20 protein-coding genes are annotated in these 21,845 nt (G+C 64.0%); 15 read left to right on the top strand and 5 right to left on the bottom strand.

Features of this window, described 5'->3' with window-relative positions:
* The first annotated feature begins 74 nt into the window (after window positions 1–74).
* Window positions 75–416 carry a hypothetical protein gene (locus ACFPQ5_RS07035; protein WP_379752726.1) on the top strand — a complete coding sequence of 114 codons (342 nt, stop codon included), beginning with the start codon at window positions 75–77 and terminating at the stop codon, window positions 414–416.
* A 44-nt stretch (window positions 417–460) separates the two neighbouring features.
* On the opposite strand, the gene recG is transcribed toward ACFPQ5_RS07035, so the two are convergent.
* A complete protein-coding gene (recG, locus tag ACFPQ5_RS07030) occupies window positions 461–2,521 on the bottom strand; it encodes an ATP-dependent DNA helicase RecG (RefSeq protein WP_379752724.1) in 2,061 nt (686 codons plus the stop codon).
* Between the two features lie 106 nt (window positions 2,522–2,627).
* On the opposite strand from recG, the gene queA reads away from it, so the two are divergent.
* The 5 genes from queA (at window position 2,628) to secF (ending at window position 8,432) form a co-directional block, all read left to right on the top strand.
* Window positions 2,628–3,653 (top strand): tRNA preQ1(34) S-adenosylmethionine ribosyltransferase-isomerase QueA, encoded by a 1,026-nt coding sequence (gene queA / locus ACFPQ5_RS07025; RefSeq protein ID WP_379752722.1) that lies wholly within the window; start codon window positions 2,628–2,630, stop codon window positions 3,651–3,653.
* Window positions 3,654–3,659: 6 nt separating this feature from the next.
* A complete protein-coding gene (gene tgt, locus ACFPQ5_RS07020) occupies window positions 3,660–4,799 on the top strand; it encodes a tRNA guanosine(34) transglycosylase Tgt (RefSeq protein ID WP_379752720.1) in 1,140 nt (379 codons plus the stop codon).
* Window positions 4,800–5,120: 321 nt separating this feature from the next.
* Complete coding sequence (yajC, locus tag ACFPQ5_RS07015; protein WP_379752718.1) at window positions 5,121–5,453, top strand: preprotein translocase subunit YajC; 333 nt, start codon at window positions 5,121–5,123, stop codon at window positions 5,451–5,453.
* Window positions 5,454–5,519: 66 nt separating this feature from the next.
* Window positions 5,520–7,397 carry a protein translocase subunit SecD gene (gene secD / locus ACFPQ5_RS07010; protein ID WP_379752716.1) on the top strand — a complete coding sequence of 626 codons (1,878 nt, stop codon included), beginning with the start codon at window positions 5,520–5,522 and terminating at the stop codon, window positions 7,395–7,397.
* 15 nt (window positions 7,398–7,412) lie between these two features.
* The gene (gene secF / locus ACFPQ5_RS07005; protein WP_379752714.1) at window positions 7,413–8,432 is read left to right on the top strand and encodes a protein translocase subunit SecF; all 1,020 of its coding nucleotides are present in this window, start codon (window positions 7,413–7,415) and stop codon (window positions 8,430–8,432) included.
* Between the two features lie 477 nt (window positions 8,433–8,909).
* Here secF and ACFPQ5_RS07000 read toward each other — a convergent pair whose 3' ends face one another.
* From ACFPQ5_RS07000 to ACFPQ5_RS06990, 3 genes are all read right to left on the bottom strand, one after another.
* Entirely contained in the window at window positions 8,910–9,743 is an 834-nt protein-coding gene (locus ACFPQ5_RS07000) for an HDOD domain-containing protein (RefSeq protein ID WP_379752712.1), read from the bottom strand.
* Window positions 9,744–9,920: 177 nt separating this feature from the next.
* Window positions 9,921–10,202, bottom strand: a complete 282-nt coding sequence (locus ACFPQ5_RS06995) for a hypothetical protein (RefSeq protein WP_379752710.1) — start codon at window positions 10,200–10,202, stop codon at window positions 9,921–9,923.
* Window positions 10,199–10,669 carry a MarR family winged helix-turn-helix transcriptional regulator gene (locus tag ACFPQ5_RS06990; protein ID WP_379752708.1) on the bottom strand — a complete coding sequence of 157 codons (471 nt, stop codon included), beginning with the start codon at window positions 10,667–10,669 and terminating at the stop codon, window positions 10,199–10,201. The genes ACFPQ5_RS06995 and ACFPQ5_RS06990 overlap by 4 nt, the downstream gene beginning before the upstream one ends.
* Window positions 10,670–10,788: 119 nt before the next feature.
* On the opposite strand from ACFPQ5_RS06990, the gene ACFPQ5_RS06985 reads away from it, so the two are divergent.
* The 4 genes from ACFPQ5_RS06985 (at window position 10,789) to ACFPQ5_RS06970 (ending at window position 14,893) form a co-directional block, all read left to right on the top strand.
* On the top strand, window positions 10,789–11,691 hold the full coding sequence (locus ACFPQ5_RS06985) for a DMT family transporter (RefSeq protein ID WP_379752706.1): 903 nt from the start codon (window positions 10,789–10,791) through the stop codon (window positions 11,689–11,691).
* A 21-nt stretch (window positions 11,692–11,712) separates the two neighbouring features.
* Complete coding sequence (locus ACFPQ5_RS06980) at window positions 11,713–12,654, top strand: GlxA family transcriptional regulator (protein ID WP_379752704.1); 942 nt, start codon at window positions 11,713–11,715, stop codon at window positions 12,652–12,654.
* Window positions 12,655–12,846: 192 nt separating this feature from the next.
* Window positions 12,847–14,484, top strand: a complete 1,638-nt coding sequence (locus ACFPQ5_RS06975) for a mechanosensitive ion channel family protein (protein ID WP_379752702.1) — start codon at window positions 12,847–12,849, stop codon at window positions 14,482–14,484.
* Between the two features lie 55 nt (window positions 14,485–14,539).
* Complete coding sequence (locus ACFPQ5_RS06970; RefSeq protein ID WP_379752700.1) at window positions 14,540–14,893, top strand: hypothetical protein; 354 nt, start codon at window positions 14,540–14,542, stop codon at window positions 14,891–14,893.
* Here the strand turns inward: ACFPQ5_RS06970 and ACFPQ5_RS06965 are convergent.
* On the bottom strand, window positions 14,890–15,339 hold the full coding sequence (locus ACFPQ5_RS06965) for a DUF488 domain-containing protein (protein WP_379752698.1): 450 nt from the start codon (window positions 15,337–15,339) through the stop codon (window positions 14,890–14,892). The genes ACFPQ5_RS06970 and ACFPQ5_RS06965 overlap by 4 nt on opposite strands.
* A gap of 211 nt (window positions 15,340–15,550) precedes the next feature.
* Here ACFPQ5_RS06965 and astC point away from each other — a divergent pair, with 211 nt between their 5' ends.
* From astC to astB, 5 genes are all read left to right on the top strand, one after another.
* On the top strand, window positions 15,551–16,795 hold the full coding sequence (astC, locus tag ACFPQ5_RS06960) for an acetylornithine/succinylornithine family transaminase (RefSeq protein WP_379752696.1): 1,245 nt from the start codon (window positions 15,551–15,553) through the stop codon (window positions 16,793–16,795).
* Window positions 16,796–16,892: 97 nt separating this feature from the next.
* The gene (locus ACFPQ5_RS06955; protein WP_379752694.1) at window positions 16,893–17,918 is read left to right on the top strand and encodes an arginine N-succinyltransferase; all 1,026 of its coding nucleotides are present in this window, start codon (window positions 16,893–16,895) and stop codon (window positions 17,916–17,918) included.
* 10 nt (window positions 17,919–17,928) lie between these two features.
* Window positions 17,929–18,960, top strand: coding sequence for an arginine N-succinyltransferase (astA, locus tag ACFPQ5_RS06950; protein WP_379752692.1), 1,032 nt, complete (start codon window positions 17,929–17,931; stop codon window positions 18,958–18,960).
* A complete protein-coding gene (gene astD, locus ACFPQ5_RS06945; protein ID WP_379752690.1) occupies window positions 18,953–20,422 on the top strand; it encodes a succinylglutamate-semialdehyde dehydrogenase in 1,470 nt (489 codons plus the stop codon). The genes astA and astD overlap by 8 nt, the downstream gene beginning before the upstream one ends.
* A gap of 3 nt (window positions 20,423–20,425) precedes the next feature.
* Complete coding sequence (astB, locus tag ACFPQ5_RS06940; RefSeq protein ID WP_379752688.1) at window positions 20,426–21,769, top strand: N-succinylarginine dihydrolase; 1,344 nt, start codon at window positions 20,426–20,428, stop codon at window positions 21,767–21,769.
* The last annotated feature ends 76 nt before the right edge of the window (window positions 21,770–21,845 follow it).

Genomic DNA, 21,845 nt, shown 5'->3' with positions numbered 1-21,845 from the left:
GCGCGGCGTATGCATGTTGACAACATATCGTGATGGCCGAATACTCGGCAGCTCATTGCCTCCGTGAGTTCATCATGCACCTGCTTCGCACCCTCATCCTCAGCGCCTGCCTGCTGCCGCTGGCCGCCCAGGCCGATCCCGTTCCGGTTCCGCCCGAGAAGATGGCCTATGTCGGCGACTGGCAGGGCAAGGACATGCGCATCCAGATGGCCAAGGACGGCAAGGTCAAGTACAAGCGCAACCAGCCCGGCAAGAACCTCGACCTCAGCGTCGACCTGCAGGGTTTTAGTGGCGATAACTTCGATGTCGGCGTTTTTCTCGTGCGGTCCACGTTCGTGGTCAGCAAGCCGCCGCATCGCGAGAATGGCAAGTGGACGATGACGGTGGATGGGGTGGAATTGACCCGCGTCGATTAACACGGGCGGCGCATGAATGGTGGGCGCCCCGAGCCCACCATGCATTACACCTTCAGGAACTCTTCCCGCCCACCCAGCCAGCGCGCCAGGTGCGCATCGACGATCTCCACATTCGGCCCCGTCTCGCTCTCCAATAAACTCGCCGCGATGTCGCGTGCGTGCTCGACCAGCCACTGGTCCGTCTCCAGGTCCGCAAAACGCAGCATCGCCTGCCCCGACTGGCGTGCGCCCAGGAACTCGCCCGGTCCGCGGATCTCCAGATCGCGCCGCGCGATCTCGAAACCGTCGGTCGTCTCGCGCATCGTCAGCAATCGCTGCTTGGCCACCTGCCCGAGCGGGCTTTGGTAGAGCAGCAGGCAGACGCTGGCCGCCGAACCGCGCCCGACGCGCCCGCGCAGCTGGTGCAGCTGCGAGAGGCCGAAGCGCTCCGCGTGCTCGATCACCATCAACGAAGAGTTCGGCACGTCGACCCCGACCTCGATCACGGTGGTCGCCACCAGCACGTGCACCTCGCCCGCCGAGAATGCATCCATCACCGCCTGCTTCTCAGCCGGCTTCATGCGGCCGTGGACCAGCCCGACCTGCAGGTCGGGCAGCGCTTCGGCCAGGGTTTCGTAGGTCTCGGTCGCCGTCTGCAACTGCAGCGCTTCCGATTCCTCGATCAGCGGACAGACCCAGTAGGCCTGGCGTCCCTCGAGCACGGCCGCGTGCACGCGTTCGATGACTTCATCGCGCCGGTTCTGGTCGATGGCGCGGGTGACGATCGGCGTGCGTCCAGGCGGCAGTTCGTCGATCACCGACACCTCGAGATCGGCGTAATAGGTCATGGCCAGCGTGCGCGGGATCGGCGTGGCCGACATCATCAGCTGGTGCGGCACCAGGCCGTCGCTGCCCTTGTTGCGCAGGGTGAGGCGCTGGCCGACGCCGAAGCGGTGCTGTTCGTCGACGATCACCAGGCCGAGTTTGGCGAACTGCACGGTATCCTGGATCAGGGCGTGGGTACCGATCACCAATTGCGCTTCGCCCGATTCGACCATCTCGCTGGCCGCCGTCTTTTCCTTTTTCTTCAGGCTGCCCGTGAGCCAGGCGACTTTCACGCCGAGCGGCTCCATCCAGGCGGCGATCTTCCTGAAATGCTGTTCGGCGAGGATCTCGGTCGGCGCCATCAGGGCCGCCTGGTAGCCGGAATCGATGGCCTGCGCCGCGGCCAGCGCCGCAACGACGGTCTTGCCGCTGCCGACGTCGCCTTGCAGCAGGCGCTGCATCGGGTAGCCTTCGTAGAGGTCGGCACGGATCTCTTTCACCACGCGTTGCTGGGCGCCGGTGAGCGAGAAGGGTAAGGCACGCAGAAAACCTTCGGACAGTTCGCCGACCGCGCGCAGGTGCGGCGCGCCCTTGTCGCGGCGGGCGCGCTGGGCCCGTTTCAGGGACAGCTGCTGCGCCAGCAGCTCGTCGAACTTCATGCGCGTCCAGGCCGGATGCGACTTTTCCATCAGCGCGTATTCGTCGACGTCGACCGGCGGGTAGTGCAGCAGTTTCACCGCCGGCTCGAAGTCCATCAGGCCCATCTGGCGGCGGATCGCGGGCGGCACGGTGTCGACCCAGCTCACGCGCCGCATCGCTTCCGCGATCGCGCGGCGCAGGATCGGCTGCGACAGGCCTTCGCCCGACGGGTACACGGGCGTGAGCGAGGTCGGCAGCGGTGCGTTCTCGTTCACGACCTTATAGGTCGGGTGCACCATCTCGGCGCCGAAGAAGCCGTGCTTGATCTCGGTACGCGCCCGCACGCGCACGCCCTCGGCCAGCTGCTTGACCTGGCTGCCGTAGAAATTCATGAAGCGCAGCAGCACCTCTCCGCTGTCGTCGGCGATTGTCACCAGCAGCTGGCGGCGCGGTTTCAGGGCGATCTCGTTCTTGATGACGATGCCCTCGACCTGCGATACATGGCCGCCGCGCAGGCAGGCCTCGCGGATCGGCACGATCTTGGTCTCGTCCTCGTAGCGCATCGGCAGGTGCAGGATCAGGTCCATGTCGCTGCGCAGGCCGAGCTTGGCGAGCTTGGTTTGTGTCGTTTTCGGGGCGGGAGGCGTCTTGGGAGCGGGCATAAAAGCGGCGAATTGGCAGGGTTCAGCGTAAAATAGAGGGTTCGCCGTACCTACTTGGGGCCATATTGTAAGGCTGCCAGCACTTATTTTCCCAGAATTGAACAGAATGTATTCGCTCTCCGATTTCGATTTCGACCTGCCGCCCGAGCGCATCGCCCAATTGCCGCTGCCGGACCGCAGCGCCTCGCGCCTCCTGCAACTCGATGGCGAGCAGATCACCGACCGCCATTTCGCCGACATCCTCGACCAGCTGCAAGCCGGCGACCTGCTGGTGATGAACAACACCCGGGTGCTAAAAGCGCGCTTCTTCGGCGTGAAGGAAACCGGCGGCCAGGTGGAAGTGCTGGTCGAGCGCGTGCTCGACAGCCGCACCGTGCTGGCCCAGGTGCGCGCCTCCAAATCGCCGAAGCCCGGCAACCGCATCCGCCTGGCCGACGCTTTCGACGTCACCACCGGCGAGCGCGCCGGCGAGTTCTTCACCTTGCACTTCGAGGGCGACGTGTTCGAGCTGATCGAAGCGCACGGCCGCCTGCCGCTGCCGCCCTATATCGAGCACACGGCCGACGAATTCGACGAGCAGCGTTATCAAACCGTGTATTCGAAGGAACCGGGGGCAGTCGCCGCGCCGACCGCCGGCCTGCATTTCGACCAGCCGCTGCTCGATAAACTGGCCGCGAAAGGCGTGAACATCGCCTACGTCACCCTGCACGTGGGCGCCGGCACTTTTCAACCTGTGCGCGTGGAAGACCTTTCGCAGCACAACATGCACACCGAGTGGTACACGATCGCGCAGGAGACGGTGGACGCCGTGCGCGCCGCAAAAGCGGCAGGGCGCGACGTGGTCGCCGTCGGCACCACCAGCTTGCGCGCGCTTGAATCGGCATCCCAATCGGGCGAACTGGTCGCCGGCAGCGCCGACACGGCCCTGTTCATCACGCCCGGTTATAAATTCAAGACGGTGACGCGCCTGATCACCAATTTCCATTTGCCGAAGTCGACCCTGCTGATGCTGGTGTCGGCCTTTGCCGGCTATGCCGAGATCCGCAAGGCCTATGCCCATGCGATCGCCAACGAATACCGCTTCTTCAGCTATGGCGATGCCATGCTGCTGACGACTCACTCCCGCCAATAATCACCGATGCTCGAATTTACCCTTCTTAAAAAAGACACCAGCGGCCTGTCGCACGCGCGCCGCGGCCGCCTCACACTGAATCACGGCACCATCGAAACGCCGATCTTCATGCCGGTCGGGACCTACGGTTCCGTGAAGGCGATGGACCCGATGGAGCTGAAGGAAGTCGGTTCCCAGATCATCCTCGGCAATACCTTCCACTTGTGGCTGCGCCCCGGCACCGAGGTGCTGAACAAGTTCGGCGGCCTGCACGGCTTCATGGGGTGGGACAAGCCGATCCTCACCGACTCGGGCGGCTTCCAGGTGTTTTCGTTGGGTGCGATGCGCAAGATTACGGAAGAGGGCGTGACCTTCGCCTCGCCGATCGACGGCTCGCGTAAATTCCTGTCGCCGGAAGTGTCGATGCAGATCCAGCGCGCGCTGAACTCGGACATCGTGATGCAGTTCGACGAGTGCACCCCGTATGAAATCGACGGCCGCGCCGCCACCGCCGAAGAGGCGGCGAAGTCGATGCGCATGTCGCTGCGCTGGGCCCAGCGCTCGATGAACGAATTCAAAGGGGGCGAGAACCCGAACGCGCTGTTCGGTATCGTCCAGGGCGGCATGTACGAGCACCTGCGCGACGAATCGCTGGCGGGACTGGAAGACATCGACTTCCCGGGTCTCGCCATCGGCGGCCTGTCGGTGGGCGAGCCGAAGGAAGACATGCAGCGCATCCTGGCCCACGTCGGCCCGCGCCTGCCGGAGAACAAGCCGCACTACCTGATGGGTGTCGGCACGCCGGAAGACCTGGTCGAAGGCGTGGCGAACGGCGTCGACATGTTCGACTGCGTGATGCCGACCCGGAATGCCCGGAATGGCTGGCTGTTTACCCGCTTCGGCGACGTCAAGATCAAGAACGCGCGTTATAAGGAAGACATGGCGCCGCTGGACGAGTCCTGCGACTGCTACTGCTGCAAGAATTTCTCGCGCGCGTATTTGCACCACCTGCACCGCTCGAACGAGATCCTGGGGGCGCGGCTGAACACCATCCACAATCTGCACTATTACCTGAAGCTGATGCAGGAGATTCGTGATGCGATCGATGCGGATGGCTTCCACGGCTTCCGCCTGAAGTTTGCTGCGGATCGCGCCCGCGGGGTGTAAATACTGTCGCGGCATCGCTGCCGCCCGTTGACGCGTGGAGTCGGGACTCCACCCTACATCTGTTTGGACGCGTGGGCGGGGAACCCGCCCACCTTACATTCCCTGCTCACGCGGCGACACTGACCCGTAAGGTGGGCGGGTTTCCCGCCCACGCGGTCAACGAACGCCCGCTATCCACTTCCCGTCGCATTCCTCCGCATTTTCTGCGATTTCCATCTTGCAATTTATGAATGTCATTCCCACATACCGCGGAATGGCCGCTGGCAGTTCGCCGGTGCTAGAATACAGCGCTGTTTTTTTTATCTCACAATCGGAGTCCTTGTGTTCATTTCCAACGCGTACGCGCAAACCACCACTGCTGCCTCCCCTGGCCTGATGGACAACATTGGTGCCTTCGCCCCAATCCTGATCATGTTCGTGGTCATGTATTTCCTCATGATCCGCCCGCAGCAGAAGCGTCAGAAAGAAATGAAATCGATGATGGAAGCGCTGGCCAAGGGCGACGAAGTCGTCACCGCCGGCGGCATCCTGGGCCGCGTCGTGCAAGTGAAAGACGCCTACGTCACCCTCGAAATCGCGGCCGGCACCGAGATGGTCGTGCAGAAGAACGCCGTCACCACGCTGCTGCCGAAGGGTACGCTGAAGTCCCTGTAAGCCTGCGTCGCGGCCCCCGCTCGACACCGGCAGGGGCCGCCGCTCAACACCCAACGCTGGAACACTATGAATCGCTATCCCGTCTGGAAATACATACTGATCGCTGTCGCGCTCCTGCTGGGCGCGCTGTACACGGCGCCTAATTACTTCGGCGAATCGCCGGCGTTGCAGGTCACGACCGGCAAAACGGCGGTCAAGATCACGAGCGACACCACGGCGCGGGTCGCGGATGCGCTCAAGCGCGAAGGTGTTCCGGCAAACCAGGTTTCCCTGGAAGGTTCGGGCAACTCGGCGGCCGTGCGGGCCCGCTTCAGCACCACCGATGCCCAATTCAAGGCCAAGCTGGCGCTCGAGCGCCAGCTGAACCGCGACGCGGCCGACCCCGATTACATCGTCACCGTCAACCTGGTCAAGAATACCCCTGCCTGGATGCAGGCCCTGCACGCGCTGCCGATGAACCTCGGCCTCGACCTGCGCGGCGGCGTCCACTTCCTGCTGCAGGTCGACGCCAAGGCCGTGCTGGAAACCAAGATGAAGGGCACGCAAGCGAGCGTGCGCAGCATCCTGCGCGACAAGAACGTGCGCCACGCCGGTATCGAGCGTAACGGCAACACCGTCGAAGTCAGCTTCCGCGATGCCGAAACCCGTAATGCCGCCCGCAACGTCCTGTCGTCCCAGATCCAGGACCTGCAACTGGCCGACGCCGCCGACGGCAGCGACCTGAAACTGCTCGTCACCCTGAAGCCGGCCGCGCTGCAGCGTACCGTCGAAGAAGGCGTGAATCAGAACATCACGACCCTGTCCAAGCGTATCAACGAACTCGGCGTGACCGAGCCGGTCATCCAGCGCCAGGGCGCCGACCGCATCGTCGTGCAGCTGCCGGGCGTGCAGGACGTGGCCCGTGCGAAAGACATCATCGGCCGCACCGCGACCCTGGAAATGCGCATGGTCGATCCGACCGTGACCCCGGGCACCGAACTGTCGGCCGCGATTCCCCTGAATTCGGAACTGTTCACCGAAGGCCGCGGCGGCCCGGTCGTGGTGTCGAAAGACATCATCCTGACCGGCGACTACATCTCCAGCGCCGTCGCCACCTTCGACCAGAACCAGCAGCCGGCCGTCTCGATCGACCTGAACGGCGACGGCGGCCGCAAGATCCGCCTCGTGACCCGCGAAAACATCGGCAAGCGCATGGCGGTCCTGCTGAAAGAGAAGGGCAAATATACCGTCCCGACCGCCCCGACCATCCAGGGCGAACTCGGCTCGACCTTCCAGATCACCGGCATCGGCAGCATCCAGGACGCCAATGAGCTGGCCCTGCTGCTGCGCTCGGGCGCGCTGTCGGCGCCGATGGAATTCATCGAAGAACGCGTGGTCGGCCCGCAGCTCGGCGCCGAGAACATCAGCCGCGGCCTGCACTCGACCCTGTGGGGCTTTGTGGCGATCGTGGTGTTCATGGTCATCTACTACCACATGTTCGGCGTGTTCAGCTCGCTGGCGCTGGCCGCCAACGTGCTGTTCCTGCTGGCCCTGCTGTCGATGCTGCAGGCAACGCTGACCCTGCCGGGTATCGCGGCAATCGCGCTGGCGCTCGGTATGGCAATTGACGCCAACGTGCTGATCAACGAGCGTATCCGCGAGGAGCTGCGTGCCGGCGCCACGCCGCAGCAAGCCATCACGCAGGGCTTCAGCCACGCCTGGGACACGATTTTCGACTCCAACGTGACCACCCTGATCGTCGGCCTGGCGCTGCTGATCTTCGGTTCGGGCGCGGTGCGCGGCTTCGCCGTCGTCCACACCCTCGGCATCCTGACCTCGATGTTCTCGGCCGTGTTCGTCTCGCGCGGCATCGTCAACCTCTGGTACGGCCGCCGCGGCAAGAAAGTCGCCAAGCTCTCGGTGGGCACCGTCTGGACCCCGGGCCTGCCCGCTGAAAAGAAATAAAGACTAGGAATCGTCATGGAATTTTTCAAGATCAAGCGGGACATCCCGTTCATGCGCCACGCGTTGATTTTCAACGTGATCTCGGCGCTGACTTTTGTTGCCGCGGTGTTCTTCCTGGTGACCAAGGGCCTGCACTTCTCGGTCGAGTTCACCGGCGGCACCGTGATGGAACTGCGTTATCCGCATGCGGCTGACCAGGAAAAGATCCGCGCCACGCTGCGTTCGATCGGCCATGAAGCGCCGGAAGTGGCCAGCTTTGGCACCGCCCAGGACATCATGCTGCGCCTGCCGCCGGTCAAGACCGCCGCCGGTTCGACGGTGTCGTCGGAAGCCTTCAAGGCGGTCTGCGCTTCCGAAGGCGGCACCCCGAAACAGGTGACGGTGACGGAAAAGGGCCAGCCGGTGGAACGCACCAGCTGCGCCAACGCGGCCGGCGCTGAGGTCGTGACCCTGCAGCGCGTCGACTTCGTCGGCCCGCAGGTCGGCGACGAGCTGGCCGAGAGCGGCCTGCACGCCCTGATCATGGTCGTGGTCGGCGTCGTGATCTACCTGGCCGTGCGCTTCGAATGGAAATTCGCCGTCGCCGCGATCCTGGCGAACCTGCACGACGTCGTCATCATTCTCGGCTTCTTCGCCTTCTTCCAGTGGGAGTTCTCGCTGACGGTGCTGGCGGCCGTCCTGGCCGTGCTCGGCTACTCGGTCAACGAATCGGTCGTCATCTTCGACCGGATCCGCGAAACCTTCCGCAAGCAGCGCAAGATGAGCGTGACCGAGGTCATCGACCACGCGATCACCAGCACCATCTCGCGGACCATCATCACCCACGCCTCGACCCAGATGATGGTGCTGTCGATGCTGTTCTTCGGCGGCCCGTCGCTGCACTACTTCGCGATGGCCCTGACGATCGGTATCTGCTTCGGTATCTACTCGTCGGTGTTCGTCGCCGCCGCGCTGGCCATGTGGTTCGGCGTCAAGCGCGAAGACCTGATCAAGCCGGTCAAGGAAAAGGACGAAACGGACGGCGCCGTCGTCTGATCGAGTCAGGCATCTTCGGATGCCCCGATTAAAAAAATGCCGCCTGACAGTCAATCAGGCGGCATTTTTCATTCAAGAGCCGGTTTTGTCGTGCAATGACCCGTTCCGCATATCGATTTGCACAAAGAAACTGCTGGATTATGAGATTTCAGTCTCATGTGTGAGTTATCGCACAGAGGGGACAGATAGCGGAACCTTATAGTGGAACCGTCTCTTTCAGGACATCCCTAGTTTTGGACTTCACCCGCTCCCCCTCGGAGCGGGTTTTTTTTGCCCTGAATGGAAATTGTGACAACGGCAGAGAAAGATGTCACAAGTGTGAAGTGGCGCACAGAGTATGCGGGAACCGGGAACTATTATGGACTCGTCTCTTTCAGGACATCCCTAGTTTTGGACTTTGCCCGCTCCCTGAGCGGGCATTTTTTTTGGGATCGTTCCGCGTGGGCACCCCGTGCCCACGCGGGAACGATGCGTACCTTACAGCAGCGCCGAGGTCAGGCTCTGCACCTCGTGCGCCGACTCTTCCATGATGCGCGCGAGCGTGCCGTCGCCGACGGCGAAGTCGATGGTGGCGGCCGCCTGCACCGTGGTCGCACCCGGACGCTCGAGCAGGGGAGAAGGCACCGGCGACAGGTCGTTCGCCAGCAACAAGGTGTCGCCCAGGGTTTCCGGCGGCAGCGCGCGCATGCCGTTCCACATGGCCTCGATCGCGCCCATTACCGGCGCCGGCACGCCCAGGCGCAGCAGGACGCCGCGGCCGACGGCCACTTCGCCATGTTCGAGCCACTCGTCGGCATCGCCATCGAGCAGGCCAGGGTACAGATGCGCCTGCGACAGCATGTAGAAGCCGCCGACTTCGTGCACGATGCCGGCAAACATCGCCGTTTCCGGGTCGACGAAGGAAACGCGGCGCGCGATTACCTGGGCCAGCGCGGCCACGTGGGCCGAGTGGCGCCACAGGGCGTCGGCGCGGGCGCGCAGGTCGGGTTCGGTGATTTCGCTGCTCAGCTGGCGCACGATGACGCTGGCCGCCAGCGCGCCCAGCGTGCGGAAGCCCACGCGCTGGACCGCCGCACGCACGTTGGTCACGTCGTTGCCGGAGCGGTTATAGGTAACGGAGTTGGCAATCGCCACGGTGCGCGCCGCCAGCAAGGGCTCGGCCTGGACCAGGCGGGCCGCCGCATCGGCGTGGCAGTCGGGATCGTTCAGGGCTTGCTGCAGCCTGAGCGTGGCGTCGACATTCGTCGGAAAGCTGAGTTCGCCGCGAATGGCCTGTGCCGCGATACTCTTGAGGGCGTCGAGTCTGTCCATCGAAAAATTATACCTGTAACGGACAGACTCACCCCAGGCAAAGTTTGCCTTGGGGCACTTTTACAACGTGGAGCGAGTGGAAAGATCGTCAGGGCAAGGCGCATCGGCGAAGACAGTACAGTGGTACGGCGAGACGATGCAACGCAGCCATGGCGATTTTTCCACTCGCTCCGGTGCTTACTCTTCACTAAAAATCGCGTCGCAGCCTTCTTTCAGCTCTTCGGTGTCCTGCAGCTCGTCCACCAGGCCGAGGTCGATCAACTCTTCGACGGCATTCATGAAGTTGTTCAATTTCGCAGCGCCGATCAGGCGATAGATTTCGCCGGCTTCGTTGCGCACGCCGATCAGCATCTTGTGCTGGCGGACTTCGTCCTCGGTAGCCACGTCGAGCAAGATATTGCCGATGATATGCTTGTCGAAATGGGCGGGCTTTTTGCCCTCGAGCAGGGTGGTTTTCAAGATTCTTCCTTTTGTTGTAGAGATAAGGGGGATGGGCGCCCGGCATTGCCAATGCGCTCGCGCAGCTTTTTCAGGGCGCCATCCATTTCGTCGAATTCGGCCTCGCTGTACTCCGCAAACAACTGCTTGCCATGGGCAACCACTTTCGGGAACACCTCCCGGAACACGGCATCGCCCGCATCGGTCAGGCGCACATGGAAGGAGCGCTTGTCGTCGCTGCTGCGTTCGCGCAGTACGATGCCCTTCTGTTCCAGGCGCTCGATGACGCCGGTCAGCGTGCCCTTGGTAATCAGGGTGCGCTCGCCGAGTTCCTTGTAACTCATCCCGTCGGTATTGCCGAGTGTCGCGATGATGTCGAATTGCGCGTGCGTCAAACCGTACTGCCGCACCGTCTCGCCCGAATACCGCTCGAAACCTTGCAGGCATTCGGCCAGCAAGCGGACGCTTTTTAGATATCGTTCCCCCATGACCTGGAATTATAGCTGTCCAGGGGCGAGGGGCGCGCCTGTCAGCAAGCATAGGCGGCCGCGGTTCGCGTTTTATGGAAGAGGCGCGTACCATAGACGCTTTTGCCGCTTTTTCAAGAATGACCCGTCACCTCCACGGCATCCTCGCCTTGCTGCTCGTCACCCTGGTCTGGGGCACGACTTTCCCCGCCATGAAAGATTTGACGGGCCATTTCTCGGCGGTGTGGATCATTCTGGTGCGCTTCGCCTTGGCGGCCTTACTGCTGTCGCCCTTCCTGTGGCGCGCGAAACTGGCCGACGTCAAATCGGGCGCGATTCTCGGCGGCCTGCTGTTCTTCTGCTTCGTGTTCCAGGTCGAGGGCCTGGCGCTCACCAGTTCCAACCGCAACGCCTTTATTTGTGGCCTCAACGTGCTGGTCGTGCCCCTGCTCGGCGTGCTGGCCGGACGCCTGCCCGAGCGGCGCATCGTGCTGGCCTTGATCATGTCGATCGCCGGCTTGGCCGCCCTGTGCTGGGACGGCGGCGCCTGGGGCCTCGGCGATTCGCTCGCCCTGATGAGCGCGCTGTGCTTCGGCGTCTATATCAAGGTGATGGAAGTGCGGACCCGCAGCGCCACCCGACTGCTCAGCGTCACCGCTGCCCAGATCGGCATCGTCGCCCTGTGCGCGATGGTGTGGCTGCTGGCGCGCGAGGTGCCGGCCGATGCAGCAGAGCGCGGCGCCCGGATCGGCGGCGTGGTGAGCGCCATCGGCCAGCACGTGTGGAACTTCGCCTACCTCGGCGTGATCGCCACCGCCGCCATCATCTCGCTGCAGACCTGGGGCCAGTCGCGCACGACGGCCAACGAGGCGGCCGTCGTCTACGCCTTCGAGCCGGCCGCCGCCGCCTTCTTCGGCTACTTCTGGCTGGGAGAAGCGATGACGGCGCGGGGCTGGCTCGGCGGCTTGCTGTTGATCTCCGGTATGATAGTCAGCCAATGGAATTCCGAACGCCGGCCCGCCGCCGCGCTGGCCCCCGAGTGATGACGCTGTCAACCCGTCCCGATGCCGCAAGCTGAACTGTCCGTCCTGGCGCAGGAACGGCCGCTGCGCATCCTGCTGGTCAACGCCGGCGAACCGGACGCGCTTACGTGGTCGGGCCTGGTGCAACCCCTACGTCAGGCCGCCAAGATCCTCGGTCCCGAGCGCCTGCACGTCGACGTGCGCAGCCCGGACAAGTTTACAAGCGACGCCCAGCGTCATTGGCACCTGGTCTTGCTTGCCGCCGACGAAGCCCAGTCTGGATTAAAGCCTGCCAACTTCCGCGCGCTGGTCGAGCGCTGCCGTGCTGCGCCTTTCTGGGGCGGCGTCGGGGCAGGGGTATTGTGGCTGGCGGAAGCCGGGGCCTTGAATGGCGTACGTACCGCGTTTCCGTGGTCGCTGTATGCCGATGCGGATAGCCGGGCGGATCAGGCGATTTTTACGCCGCACCTGTATGAGATCGATGGGAATCGGCTGACTTGCTGTGGGGGCGCTGCCTCCGTCGATTTTGCGCTGACGCTGATCGACATCATTTTCGGCTCCAACGTGCAGGCGCCTGTGAAAGAGTTGCTGTGCGTGGATCGGGTACGCGGCAAGGAGGAGCGGCAACGGGTGGCCTTGCAGGCGCGCTTCGGGACCTTGCAGCCGAAGCTGACGGAAGCGGTGACCTTGATGGAAGCGAATATCGAGGAGCCGCTGTCGACCGATGAGATTGCCCAGCTGGCCGGTGTCTCTCGCCGGCAGCTCGAAAGACTGTTCAAACAGTACCTCGGCAGCTTGCCATCGCGTTATTACCTCGAGCTGCGTTTGAACCGGGCGCGGCAGTTGCTGCTCGATACGAATTATTCGATCGTACAGGTGGGGCTGATGTGCGGATTTTCGTCGGGGTCGCACTTTTCGACGGCCTTTGGCGCCTTGTTCGGCAACACGCCGCGCGAAGAGCGGCAGCGCAAACTGGCCGAGTAAGCGTGTGGGCGCCTGTCGCGTCCGGTGCTAGACTTGTAGCCGTCTGACATCCAATGCCGGCTGAGGGCGCGCACATGTGCCGCGTGCCTCACCCGTATCCCGCGTTCCGGTTTTCGCCGGCAGCGCCACCCGGCCCACGCCCGCAGGCTGCGCCCGCTATCCCCATTTCCAGCTTCAAGGAGTTTTTTGAGCATGCGGTTTTCTCCTTTCACATTCGTGCTTCTGATCTTGCTTGCCTTGGCCTCGCCGGCCCGCGCCAGCCTGCTGCCCGGGGCGCAGGCGTCCGCGCCTCCTCAGCCCGTCGTGCTGCCCGATCCCCTCAAGCGCGAGACGCCGCGCTCGATGATCTCCGGCCTGATCGCCGCCCTGGCCGAGCACGACTACGACCGCGCCGCCCAGTACTTCGATTCGCCCCTGAACAGCAACCGCCAGCGCATCAACGCCGCCACCCAGGCCCGCAATTTCCAGGCGCTGCTCGATAACGGCGGCTCGCTCGAACCTTATGCCGCCGTCTCGAACGACGCCGTCGGCCGCATCGACGACGAACTGCCGGTCGAACAGGAGCGCGTCGGCCAGGTCACCATCGGCGGCAAGAAAGTCCCGGTGCTGCTGAGCCGCGCCGAAGAAGACGGCGTGCAAGTATGGAAAATCTCGCGCGACACCGTCAGCCAGATCGCAGCGGCGGCCCAGCGCGCGCCGCAGGCGGCCACGCAGGACGAGCTGATCGTCGCCGGCGCCCCGCTCAAGGACTGGGGCATGCTGATCGGGCTGGGCGTGATGATCTTCGGCGGCCTGTGGATCGTGGCCGCGCTGCTGGTGGCCGCCATGCGGCGCGTGGTCGCCGACCCTGCAAGCGGCCTGTACCGCTTCTTCGAGGCGGCTTTGCCGCCATTCAGCCTGCTCATCGCCGGCTTCGTGTTCTTCACCTGGGCCGAACGGCTCCCGGTCGCCATCGTCGCGCGCCAGACCCTGCTGCGCTACACCGGCATCGTCTCCGTGATCGCCTTTGTCTGGTTCGGCCTGCGCATGGTCGATGCCGTCTCCCAGCTGGCGATCGCCCGCATGCAGCGCCGCCAGCGGCGCCAGGTCGTCTCCGTGATCACCCTGCTGCGGCGCACGGTCAAGGTGCTGTTGCTGCTGTTCTCCGGCATCGGCATCCTCGACACCTTCGGCATCGACGTCACCACCGGCATCGCCGCCCTCGGTATCGGCGGTATCGCCCTGGCCCTCGGCGCCCAGAAAACCGTGGAAAATCTGGTGGGCAGCGTGACCGTGATTGCCGACCGCCCCGCGCAGGTAGGCGACTTCATCAAGGTCGGCGACCTGGTTGGGACCGTGGAGGACGTCGGCATCCGCTCGACCCGCATCCGCACCCTCGAACGCACGCTGGTGACGATTCCAAACGGCGATTTGTCGGCGCGCCAGATCGAAAATTTCGCTGCGCGTGACCGCTTCCTGTTCAATCCCGTGATTGCCATCGACTACCAGGTGCCCTCGGCCAAGCTGCGCGAGGCGCTCGGCATCGTGCACGGGGTGCTGGCCGAGCACGACAAGATCGCCGAAGGCTTCCGCGCCCGCCTGGGACGGATCGCCGAGCGTTCGTTCAATATCGAAGTGTTTGCGTATATCGACGTGAGCGACTTCGAGGTCAATGTCGTCATCCGCGAGGAGCTGCTGTTGACGATTTACGAGCGGCTGGAGAAGGCGGGGATCGGGCTGGCGTTCCAGACGCAGATGACGGTGTTTTCGCCGGAGCAGCTGGGGGTGTTGACGCGGGATCGGTCATTGTTGCGGGAGCGGGCGGCGAATGCGTCGCGCATTGGCTCCTAATCGCAAAGGCCGACGCCGGGAGTAGACTGGCTGTATGCAAAAAGGGAGGTGCGCCATGAGAACCGTTGTGGCCGCGCTGCTCGCCAGCGTCGCCTTTTCCGCCCACGCCGATTTTAGCGCTGCCCATCAGGTTAACCTCGACACGCCCGGAGCACTCGAGCGTGTTCAGCGCGACAATCCCACCCATTTCCGCGCGATTAGCGAGATCCTGCGGGAAGCACCATATCGGCAGCCACAGGCACTGTCCGGCTGGGTGCGCACCGCATTCGATGCAAAAATGGCGTCGGCTATGCTGATCAAGACCAGTTATCCGCCGCAGGCCCGGCTCCAGTTCGTGCTAGACGATACGGAATACCGGGCGCTGGTCACGCTGCGCAATGTTGAACCGTCTGTGACTCCTGCACGTTAAAAAAGATGAGAGACATTGAGCTTGCCACCCCATCTGGCATTGAGATACTCGGTTGCAAGCCGCCGATGGCAGTGGTGCGGCTTGTCCTCGCTACAGAGCAGGCACCCTCCCTCGAACAGGGACATGTCCAGGTGATCTTCCACGCGGCGCCGCTCCAGCAGGTCGATATAGAACTGTGCATAGGCGTCCCACGTCATCTCTTTCGCCCGGTAACGCTTGAGCATTGCTCCTTCTGGCGCCAGGTCAGGTAATTCGATGTACTGCGCCCCAAGCAGTTCAGAGAGAAAAAATTTCAGGTCGGTCTTTTTGGCGAAACCCGCGAGTTGCGACGTGTTATTCAAGCGGACGTCGAGCATGGTGCGCACGTTTGCTGTGCGCAAGAGTTTGAAAAAAGTTTCTGCTGACTTGTTGGTGAAGCCGATTGTCGAAACTGCAATTTTCGTCATAGCCTGCTCCTTTTTTCGTCAGCGGTGCGGACAAGCCTGGCACTGGGCCATTTTACTTTGTTGAGGTAGCCAGCGCCCCTTCATTCCCTGCCAAAAATGAAAATCCCCGTCGCACTTCTGCAAGAACCCGCCAGCCCTCCCTCCGTATAATGCCCAGACTCGGCGCCCGCGTCCCGGCGCGCCTGTCACTACATAGGATGAGGAAAAAGTCATGAATGCAAAGCTTGATTCGGGTGTCACAACGCGGCCTGTCACTCGGCAGACCTTCGACGAAGTCCTCGTTCCGACCTACGCTCCCGCCGCGATGGTGCCGGTGCGCGCTTCGGGCCTGGACGTGTGGGACCAGGAAGACAAGCACTACCTCGACTTCACCTCGGGCATCGCCGTCTCCAGCCTCGGCCACGCCAACCCGGTGCTGGTCGATGCGCTGACCAAGCAGATCAACACCCTCTGGCACCTCGGTAACGGCTACACCAACGAGCCGGTGCTGCGCCTGGCCTCGGCACTGGTCGAGGCGACCTTCGCCGACCGCGCCTTCTTCTGCAACTCGGGCGCGGAAGCGAACGAAGCGGCCCTCAAATTGGCCCGCAAGTACGCGCACACCAAGTTCGGTCCACACAAGTCGCGCATCATTTCCTGCCTGTCGTCCTTCCACGGCCGCACGCTGTTCACCGTCTCGGTCGGCGGCCAGCCGAAGTACACCGAAGGCTTCGAGCCGCTGCCGCAGGAAATCAATCACATTCCGTACAACGACATCGAAGCGGCGCGCGCCGCCATCCTCGATGACGTGGCCGCCGTGATCGTCGAGCCGATCCAGGGCGAGGGCGGCGTCATCCCGGGTAACCACGACTATCTGGAAGCGCTGCGCGAGTTCTGCGACAAGACCGGCGCGCTGCTGATCTTCGACGAAGTGCAGTCGGGCGTGGGCCGTACCGGCGCCTTCTACGCGTACATGGACACCCCGGTCATTCCGGACATCCTCACCAGCGCCAAGGCCCTGGGCAACGGCTATCCGATCGGCGCCATGCTGACGACGAACGAGATCGCCCAGCACTTCAACGTCGGCTCGCACGGCACCACCTACGGCGGCAACCCGCTGGCTGCGACCGTCGCGCTGAACGTGGTCGAGATGATCAACCAGCCGGCCTTCCTGGCGCGCGTCAAGGAAGCCAGCGCCAAGATCTTCGCGAATCTCGAGAAGCTGAGCGCCGATTACCCACAGCTGTTCGGCAAGGCACGCGGCATGGGTCTGCTGATCGGTCTCCCGCTGGCCGAAGGTTTTAAAGGCCGCGCCAAGGACGTCACCAAGATAGCCGAGAAGATGGGCCTGATGCTGCTGATCGCCGGCCCGGACGTGATCCGCATGGCGCCGGCGCTGATCGTGTCGGATGCGCAGATCGCGGAAGCGGATCGCATCCTGCGCGCCGCGGTCGATGAGTTCCTCGCCGCCGCTTGAACGCCAGCGCTTGAACTGCCGTCCCGGCTTGTCGCTGCAGAGCGCGGCCGGGATTCGTTCGTAATGCCCCCGCAGTGACCCCAATAAGGGAGACCCTATGTATGTTGTCCGTCCGGTAGAACTTGCGGATGTCGACGCGCTGGTGCGCCTGGCGGCCGTGCTTGAGGGCGGCGTGCACACGCTGCCGCGCACGCCCGAGACCATCGCCGCCTTCGTCGAGCGCTCGATCGCTTCGTTCGCGGCGCAAGTCGATATCCCGAGCGAGGAGTCCTACCTGTTCGTGCTGGAAGATTCGGCCAGCGGCGAAGTCGTCGGCACGGCCGCCGTGCACGCCTCGGCCGGCTCGAACGGCACCTACTTCGCGTTCCGCAACGACGTGATCCAGCAAGTCTCGCGCGACCTGAACATCTCGCACAGCGTGCATGCGCTGACGCTCTGCTCCGAACTGACGGCCTGCTCGCAGCTGGCCGGTTTTCACTTGCGCGACCGCGAACACGCCGGCATCGAAGCCGCGCTGCTGTCGCGCGCGCGCCTGCTGTTCGCGGTGCTGGCGCCGCACCGCTTCGGCGACCGCTTCTTCGTGCCGCTGGCCGGCGTCACCGATTCGGACGGCCAGTCGCCGTTCTGGAATGCGCTCGGCCGCAAATTCTTCAAGATGGATTTCCTCGACGCCGAGCGCGTCATCGGCGGCGCGAGAAATCGCACCCTGATCGTCGAGCTGATGCCGCACTATCCGGTCTACGTGCCGCTGCTGCCGGGCGACGCCCAGGCGGCGATGGGCCAGATCCACCCGAGCGGCCAGCTGGCTTTCAAGCTGCTGACGGAAGAGGGCTTCGAAGCGGACGAATATGTCGACATCTTCGACGGCGGTCCAATCCTGGCGGCGCACAAGCTCTCCTTGCGTTCGTTCTGCGCCTCGCAGAAGCGCCGCGTGGAGAACGCGTCGCGGGGAAGTGCGGAGAACCTCGTCACCTACGCGGTGGCGACCAACGCCGAGCGCTTCCGCGCCATCACCGTGTCCTGCCCGCCGTGCGACACCTCCGACGCCCTGTGCCTGCCCGCGGCGGCACAGCAGGCGCTGGGCGTGGCGCCGGGCGACAGCGTCATTTGCGTCCGAATCTGAGGAAAGCACCATGCTAGTCATCCGTTCCATTGCTGCCTCGGACCTCGACCCGCTGATCGACATGGCGCGCGAGGTCGGCGGCGGCATGACCACCCTGAAACCGGACCGGCAAATGCTGGGCGACCGCGTCGCCTGCGCCGTGGCCTCGTTCCAGGAAACGATCCCGCCCGAAGAACGCGACTATATGTTCGTGCTCGAGGATACCGACACCGGCAAGCTGGCCGGCGTCTGCGCCATCAAGGCCGCCGTCGGGCTGAACGAGCCGTTCTACAACTACCGCATCGGCACCCTGGTGCACTCCAGCCGCGAACTGAACGTGTTTACGCGCATGGAGACCCTGTACCTGTCGAACGATCTCACCGGTGCGACCGAACTGTGCTCGCTGTTCCTGCAGCCGGATTACCGGGTCGGCTACAACGGCAAGTGGCTCTCGAAAAGCCGTTTCCTGTTCATCGCCCAGTTCCAGCAACTGTTCACGGAAAAAATCATCGCCGAGATGCGCGGCTACCTGCTGGAAGACGGCACCAGCCCCTTCTACGAGGGCCTGGGACGCCACTTCTTCAAGATGGATTTCAACCACGTCGACGGCCTCACCGCGATGGGCAAGAAGTCCTTCATCGCCGAACTGATGCCGCGGCAGCCCTTGTACGTCGACTACCTGCCGGAGTCGGCGCGCGAAGTCATCGGCCAGGTGCACCGCTCGACCCTGCCGGCCCGTAAGCTGCTGGAGCAGGAGGGCATGCACTACGAGGGCTATGTCGACATCTTCGACGCCGGTCCGGTGCTGCAGGGACGGGTAAAAGAACTGCGCTCGGTGCGCGACAGCGTGCTGCGCGTGTCGCGCGAAGGCCGTCCGGAAGGCGAGACCGAATGCCTGCTGGTCTCGAACACGAAGCTCGACGATTTCCGCATGGTGCTGGCGCAGACCACGATCGAGGGGCTTGAGGTCTGCCTCTCGACGCAGGAACTGGCGCTGCTGCACGTCCAGGCGGGCGACCCGGTGCGCACGCTGACACTCAACGTAAGGAAGAACAATGGCTAACCTGTCGAATTTTATTAACGGCGAGTGGCTCGCCGGCAGCGGCGCGGAACTGGTCACGATCGACCCGTCGAATGGCCGCCAGACCTGGACCAGCAACGAGTCCACCGCAGAGGACGTGGCCCGCGCCGCCGAAGCCGCGCGCGACGCCTTCGAGGAATGGGCACTGCATCCGCTAGAAGAACGCATCGCCATTGCGACCCGTTTCCGTGACCTGCTGAAGGAACACGCGGAAGAGCTGGCGGGCATCATCGCAGAAGAAGTCGGCAAGCCGCTGTGGGAAGCGCGTACGGAAGTCGCGACCATGGCCAATAAAATCGACATCTCGGTCCAGTCCTACGGCGCCCGCACCGGCGAGACGAATGCCAAGGTCGCCGACGGCAATGCCGTGCTGCGCCACCGTCCGCACGGCGTGTTCGCCGTCTATGGTCCGTATAACTTCCCGGGCCACCTGCCGAACGGCCACATCGTGCCGGCCCTGATCGCCGGGAACACCGTCGTCTTCAAGCCGAGCGAGTACGCGCCGCGCACCGCCGTGAAAACCGTGCAGCTGTGGGAGCAGGCCGGCCTGCCGAAGGGCGTGCTGAACCTGGTGAACGGCGGCCGCGACACCGGCATCGCCCTCGGCCAGAATTCGCTGATCGACGGCGTGCTGTTCACCGGCAGCAGCCAGACCGGCGCCGCCCTGCATAAACAGTTCGGCGGCCAGCCTGGCAAGATGCTGGCACTGGAAATGGGCGGCAACAACCCGCTGGTGGTGTGGGATGTCGAGAACGTCGACGCCGCCGTGCACCACGCCGTGATGTCGGCCTTTGTTTCGGCCGGCCAGCGCTGCACCTGCGCGCGCCGCCTGATCGTGCAGGACTCCCCGGCAGGACAGGCCTTCGTCGAGCGCCTGGTGGAAGTGGCGGCCAAACTGCAGGTCGGCGCATCGAAGGCCGAGCCGCAGCCGTTCATGGGTCCGGTGGTGTCGAGCGCCGTGGCCAAGCGGCTGGTGCAGGCACAGGCCGAGATGGAAGCAAAAGGTGGAAAAGTGCTGCTGCAGATGCGCCAGCTCGATCCGAACGCCGGCTTCGTCACGGCCGGCATCGTCGACGTGACCGATGCGAAAGGGATTCCGGACGAAGAGTGGTTCGGCCCGCTGCTGCAGATCATCCGCGTCAAGGATTTCGATGCGGCGGTGAAGGCGGCAAACGCCACCGAGTTCGGCCTGGCTGCCGCGCTGCTGTCGCCATCCGAAGAGCTGTGGAAGCGCTTCGCGATCAAGGCGCGCGCCGGCATCGTCAACTGGAACCGTCCGACCACGGGCGCGGCCAGCTCGGCGCCGTTCGGTGGCGTCGGCAAATCGGGCAATCATCGCCCAAGCGCGTATTATGCTGCCGATTACTGCGCTTACCCGGTCGCCTCGATCGAGACCTCCGAACTTGAACTGCCGGCCAAGCTGTCGCCGGGACTGGTGTTTTAATTTATGCGTAACGCTCGCGAATATAACTTCGACGGCCTCGTCGGCCCCTCGCACAACTATGCCGGCCTCTCGTTCGGCAACGTCGCTTCGTTCAGCAATGTGCGCAGCGCCTCGAACCCGAAGCTGGCCGCGCTGCAGGGCCTGGCCAAGATGCGGGATCTGGCCGCGCGCGGCTTTGCGCAGGCCGTGATGCCGCCGCAGGCGCGTCCGAACTTCCGCCTGCTGCGCAGCCTCGGCTTCTCGGGGACCGACGCCGACGTGCTGGCGCAAGCCTGGCGCGACGCGCCGGTGATCCTGTCCTGCGCCTGGTCGGCCGCGCCGATGTGGACCGCCAACGCGGCCACCGTCAGCCCCTCGGCCGATACCCGCGACGGCCGCGTGCACTTCACCGCCGCCAACCTGAACAACAAGCTGCACCGCTCGGAAGAGCACGTACAGGCCACGCGCACGCTGCGCGCGATCTTCGGCGACCACGACCACTTCGTTGTGCACGATCCGCTGCCGGCCACGCCGGCCTTCGGCGACGAGGGCGCGGCGAACCACACCCGTTTCGCGGCGAACCATGGCGCGGCCGGTGTCGAGTTCTTCGTGTACGGCCGCGTCGAGTTCGATCCGTCGGCGCCGTTCCCGAAAAAATACCCGGCGCGCCAGACCCTGGAAGCCTCACAGGCGGTTGCGCGCCTGCACGGCCTCGATCCGGCGCGCACCGTGTTCGCGGCGCAGAACCCGGACGTGATCGACCAGGGCGTGTTCCACAACGACGTCATCGCGGTCGGCAACGGGAATGTGCTGTTCTACCATGAGGAAGCGTTTGCCGACGAAGCGGCGACCATCGATGCGCTGCGCCGTTCGGTGGCCGGCGTCGGCGCCGATTTTATTCCAGTGCGTGTCGCCGGCGGCATGGTCCCGGTGGCGGACGCTGTCGCCAGCTACCTGTTCAACAGCCAGCTGTTGACCAAGCAGGACGGCAAGATGGCGCTGCTGGTGCCGCATGAGTGCCGCGAGAACGCGGCGGTCGCGAATTACCTGGCCGGGCTGGTGTCGAGTGGCGGGCCGATCGACGAGCTGCTGGAATTCGACCTGCGCCAGAGCATGCGCAATGGCGGCGGGCCTGCCTGCCTGCGTTTGCGCGTGGCGCTGACGGATGATCAGGCGGCGGCGATGCATGGCGGCGTGATCATGACGGAAACGCTGTACACGCAGCTGGTGAGCTGGGTCGAGAAGCATTACCGGGATCACGTGGAGCCGAAGGATCTGGCGGATCCGCAGCTGGCAATCGAGTGCTATGCGGCGCTGGAGGCCTTGCAGGGCATCCTTGGTTTGCCGGGTTTGTACGATTTGAGTTAATTCGCCGGTGAGCGGACCGTGAGGCGGCGTGGGCACGGAGTGCCCACCCTACCAAAGCGGCATACCGTAGGGTGGG

The sequence above is a fragment of the Massilia suwonensis genome, from assembly GCF_042655665.1.
In the GTDB taxonomy this organism is placed as follows: Bacteria; Pseudomonadota; Gammaproteobacteria; order Burkholderiales; family Burkholderiaceae_D; genus Telluria; species Telluria suwonensis.
The sequence above is the reverse complement of the archived record's forward strand: the minus strand, read 5'-3'. Positions and strand labels throughout refer to the sequence as shown.